The organism is uncultured Tepidimonas sp., assembly GCF_938045175.1.
Classification (GTDB): Bacteria; Pseudomonadota; Gammaproteobacteria; order Burkholderiales; family Burkholderiaceae_C; genus Tepidimonas.
The window spans coordinates 1-2,852 of the sequence record NZ_CALIND010000030.1 but is presented as its reverse complement, the minus strand read 5'-3'; the positions used below and the strand labels follow the sequence as shown (position 1 = coordinate 2,852).

Sequence of the window (2,852 nt, the reverse complement as noted above, 5' to 3'; positions counted from 1 at the left end):
CCCAGCTCGACCTGGTCTTGCACGTCTTCGATGTGAAAGGTGCCACCGCCAGGGCGCGAGCGCATGAGCGCGCGCACGACCGCCTGCGTGAGCTGATCGACCGTCTCGCGCACGCTGGCCGAGGCCGCGCCCTGCGGGCCGTGCACGGCCAAGAAGGCCTTCATCATCGCGACGGCGATTTTGCTGGGCTCGAATGGCACCACGGCGCCGTTGCGCCGAATGATCTGGTAGTGCGGCAACGTGCCGGCGGGGAGGGGGCGGGCGGCCTCGGGCACGGCGGCGACGCTGGCGCCGGACGGGGGGGTGGAGAGGGTGGTCTGCATGGAGCCTCGCTGAGGGTGATGTCCACAGGGCCGACGGCGAAACACTAGATCTAGTGTCCGTCGTTGAGAAAAAACACTACCGCTAGTGTAGCGGGCATGGCGGGCGGGACAAGAGGTCAGGCGCGAAAATTTTTCAATCTCGACGCCCCGCCGATATCCTCGGGTTGCCCCGGAGGGGACGACTAGCGCGGCATGGGGGCCGCGCCTGCGGTGCTGGCAAAGGCGTGCGCGGGCCAGCCGGTCAGCGCGATCAGGCGTGCCCAGTCGAAGCCGGGGCCCGGGTCACGCTTGCGGCCCGGGGCGATGTGTTCGTGGCCCGCCACCGCGCACAAGGTGGGCCAGCGCGCGCGCAAGGTTTGGCACAGCTCGGCCAGTGCGTCGTACTGTGCGGGTTCGAAGGTGTCGCCTTCCAACCCCTCCAGCTCCACACCAATGGAAAAATCGTTGCAGTTGGCCCGCCCGTGCCATTGCGAGACGCCGGCATGCCAAGCGCGGCGCTCGCAGGCGACGAATTGCACGAGCTCGCCGTCGCGCCGGATCAGGAAGTGGCTGGACACCTCCAGCCCGCGGATGCGCTGAAAGTAGGGGTGCGCCTCCCAGTCAAGCGTGCCGGTGAAGAGCTGCTCGATCGCGGCGCCGCCGTATTCGCCGGGCGGCAGGCTGATCGAGTGCACGACGATCAAATCGAGCGACGCGCCGGGCGGGCGCGGGCCGTGGTGCGGCGACGGCACCCAGCGTGCCTGGGCCAGCCACGTGCCCTCGGTGGGGGCGGGGTGGTCGGGGGGTGCGAGAGGGATCATGCACTCCTCGGGGCGGATCAGCGCACCAGTTGGTTGAGCTGGAACGAGTTGGGAGTGGAATCACCCGCGCAAAAACAACCGGTACACGGGATTGTCGGTTTCTTCGACGTAGGGGTAGCCCAGTTCGCGCAGGAAGCGCTGGAATGCCTTGTCGTCCTTTGGGGGCACCTGCAGGCCGACCAGGATGCGGCCGTAGTCGGCCCCCTGGTTGCGGTAGTGGAACAGGCTGATGTTCCAGCTCGGGCGCATGAGGGTGAGAAACTTCAGCAACGCGCCGGGCCGTTCGGGAAAGACGAAGCGCAGCAGCCGCTCGTCCTGCGCCAGCGGCGAGTGACCGCCGACCATGTGCCGGATGTGCTCTTGCGCCAGGTCGTCGTGGGTGAGGTCCAGCGTCGCAAAGCCGTGCTTTTCGAAGGCCGCCGCGATCTTGGCGCTCTCGCCCCGGCCGTGCGTGGTCAGGCCCACGAAGACGTGCGCCTGCTGCGCGTCATGGATGCGGTAGTTGAACTCGGTGACGTTACGCGGCCCGCCGGGCAGGCTGCCGATGGCCTGCAAAAAGCGCAAAAAGCTGCCGCGCTCTTCGGGAATGGTGACGGCAAACAGCGCCTCGCGCTCTTCGCCGACCTCAGCGCGTTCGGCCACGAAGCGCAGGCGGTCGAAATTCATGTTGGCGCCGCACAGGATGGCGGCGTACGTCTCACCCCGCGTCTTGTGCTGGGCGACGTATTTTTTGATCGCTGCCACCGCCATCGCGCCCGCAGGCTCGACGATGCTGCGCGTGTCGACGAACACGTCCTTGATGGCGGCGCACACTTCGTCGGTGTCGACGGTGACATAGTCATCGACCAGTTCGCGTGCGATGCGAAAGGTCTCCTCACCCACGAGCTTGACCGCGGTACCGTCGGAAAACAGCCCGACTTCATCCAGCTGCACCCGTTGGCCCGCGTGCACCGAGCGCAGCATGGCGTCGGAGTCGCTCATTTGCACGCCGATGACGCGGATGTCGGGTCGCACCGCCTTGAAGAAGTTGGCCACGCCCGCGATCAGGCCGCCGCCGCCGATGGCGACGAACACGGCATCGAGCCGGTTCGACCCCAGGCCCTGCAGTTGGCGCAGCATTTCCATGGCGATGGTGCCCTGGCCAGCGATGACGTCCGGGTCGTCGAAGGGGTGCACGAAGGTCAGCCCCTGCGCTTGGGCCAGCGCGGTGGCGTGCTGGGCCGCGTCGGAGTAACTGTCGCCGTGCAGCACCACATCGCCACCGAGCGCGCGCACGGCGTCGATCTTGACCTGTGGCGTGGTGGTGGGCATGACGATGACTGCGCGCGCGCCCAGCTTGTGCGCGCCCAGCGCCACCCCTTGCGCATGGTTGCCAGCCGAGGCGCAGATGACGCCGCGCTGCAACTCCTCGGGCGACAGGTGCGCCAGCTTGTTGTAGGCGCCGCGCAACTTGAAGCTAAAGACCGGCTGCTGGTCCTCGCGCTTGAGCAGCACCTTGTTGTGCAGGCGGCGGCTGAGATGGCGCGCGGGCTCCAGCGGTGTCTCGCGCGCCACGTCGTATACGCGCGCGGTGACGATCTTTTTCAGATAGTCGGCCGGGGTCAATTCGGTGGCCGAGCCTAGAGCAGGGTGAGATGGAGGGGCTTTGGCGGGCATGACGATGACGTGAGCGTTGCGTCTATCATAAGGTGCCGTCGGCGCTGCGGCCCGCCGCCGGTGTTCAAAAAAA

General features: G+C 67.2%; 3 protein-coding genes. All 3 read right to left on the bottom strand.

All coding sequences use genetic code 11. From position 1 onward, the window contains the following. Positions 1-323, bottom strand: a 323-nt coding sequence (locus Q0716_RS01470; RefSeq protein ID WP_299018885.1) for an ATP cone domain-containing protein, incomplete at its 3' end; no start/stop codon positions are given. A 182-nt stretch (positions 324-505) separates the two neighbouring features. Then, positions 506-1,123, bottom strand: coding sequence for a 1,6-anhydro-N-acetylmuramyl-L-alanine amidase AmpD (gene ampD / locus Q0716_RS01465; protein WP_299018883.1), 618 nt, complete (start codon positions 1,121-1,123; stop codon positions 506-508). Positions 1,124-1,183: 60 nt separating this feature from the next. Next, positions 1,184-2,779 carry a threonine ammonia-lyase, biosynthetic gene (gene ilvA / locus Q0716_RS01460; protein WP_299018887.1) on the bottom strand — a complete coding sequence of 532 codons (1,596 nt, stop codon included), beginning with the start codon at positions 2,777-2,779 and terminating at the stop codon, positions 1,184-1,186. Positions 2,780-2,852: the final 73 nt, after the last annotated feature.